This window comes from Anaerotalea alkaliphila (genome assembly GCF_010179735.1).
Lineage (GTDB): Bacteria > Bacillota > Clostridia > Lachnospirales > Vallitaleaceae > Anaerotalea > Anaerotalea alkaliphila.
The window spans coordinates 1-1,614 of the sequence record NZ_JAAEEH010000087.1 but is presented as its reverse complement, the minus strand read 5'-3'; the positions used below and the strand labels follow the sequence as shown (position 1 = coordinate 1,614).

The 1,614-nt window shown below is 42.4% G+C and carries 1 protein-coding gene; it reads left to right on the top strand.

Going from position 1 to position 1,614, the window contains the following annotated elements; all coding sequences use genetic code 11:
• Window positions 1-356: 356 nt before the first annotated feature.
• Entirely contained in the window at window positions 357-1,583 is a 1,227-nt protein-coding gene (locus tag GXN74_RS14220) for an IS110 family RNA-guided transposase (RefSeq protein WP_162371592.1), read from the top strand.
• The last annotated feature ends 31 nt before the right edge of the window (window positions 1,584-1,614 follow it).

The window sequence follows — 1,614 nt, the reverse complement described above, 5'->3', positions numbered from 1 at the left end:
TTCTCCTCGTATAATAAAATTAAATCATAGGTTTATCAGTTGCTTTTTTCTTAAACCACTTGGATATTGAACCCTATTCCTAGATAATAGAAGTATGGAATAAGGATCTATCTGGATTAAGGCTATTTTCTCCTGTAGCATGACTACATTTGAAGACTGTCTCCCAGCCAACAGTTGTACTGCAAACTCACAAGCTGTATCGCTTGCTTTTCATACCGAATGTTAGTAGCTTCGGGCAGCTTATGTCTGGCAAGTATCGAATACTCATACGCGAGGTTGTTGCCATGCTGTAGGTAACTAGGGATAGGTTTCAGTATCCAAGCCGTTCCAAATTTCAGAGAAAGGAGGTCCTGTCCATGAAATTACTTGTTGGTATTGACGTCAGTTCCGAAAAACTTGACACCTGTTTCCTTGATAGCGAAGACCATGTTTTGCTTGAAGTCTCTCTCCCTAACACCATCGTTGGCGCCTCTAAAATCAAGGAACATATTTTAAGATTGAATGCATCCGTTCACTATGATCGTATCATCGTTGGCATGGAAGCCACTTCTGTTTACAGTTTTCATCCCTCCACTTTCCTTGCACAAGATGATGAATTGAAGGCCTTAAGCGTTGAAGTTGTTGTTATGAATCCAAAAGCCATCCATCGGTTTAAAGGTCTCTTTGATGAAGATAAAACTGATGAAATCGATGCTTATCGCATTGCTGACTTTCTTCGTTTTGACCGTTTCAATGTCTCTCTTCTCAAAGAAGAACAATACATGGCTTTGCAACGATTGACTCGTTCCCGTTATCAGCTGATCTGTCAGCTTACTGAAATGAAACAACATTTCCTTGAAAACCTGTACTATAAGTGCAATGCATTGACCAAAGAAATTGATACTTCTGTCTTTGGATCAACCATGATGGACTTGCTAACCGACTCCATGAGTCTTGATGAAATCGCCGACATGCCCTTGGAAGAGCTCGCTGCTTTTTTGCAGGAAAAGGGGCGCGGTCGGTTCAGCAACCCCGACAAACTGGCCAAATCCATTTCCAAAGCCATTAGGGATTCCTATCGGCTTGGAAAAGTTATGCAAAACTCTGTAGATGTCGTTCTTGCATCCTATGCCATGATGATTCAAACCCTCAGGAGAGAAATCAAAGTATTGGATAACGCCATTCAAAACCTCATCATTACTCTTCCTGAATCGAAGTCCCTATTAAGCATTCCTGGCATCGGCCCTGTCTATGCCGCCGGCATTATTGCTGAACTGGGCCAAGTGGAACGCTTTGAAGACGAAGCCAAGATCGCCAAATATGCTGGTCTTTACTGGAAACGGAAACAGTCAGGCAACTTCGAATCTGAAAGAACTGTCATGACCAGAACAGGAAACCACTATCTTCGTTATTACTTGGTCGAAGCTGCCGGGTCTGTAATGCGAAACGAACCTGTTTATCGAGAATACTATCTCAAAAAATATCATGAAGTTCCAAAGCATCAACATAAGCGAGCCCTCGTTCTTACAGCAAGAAAATTAGTGCGCATGGTGGATGTGCTACTACGCAACCACCAACTCTATGCACCGGAAAGGAGTGTATAGTATCGACGAAATGATCGATGCGCATATCCTT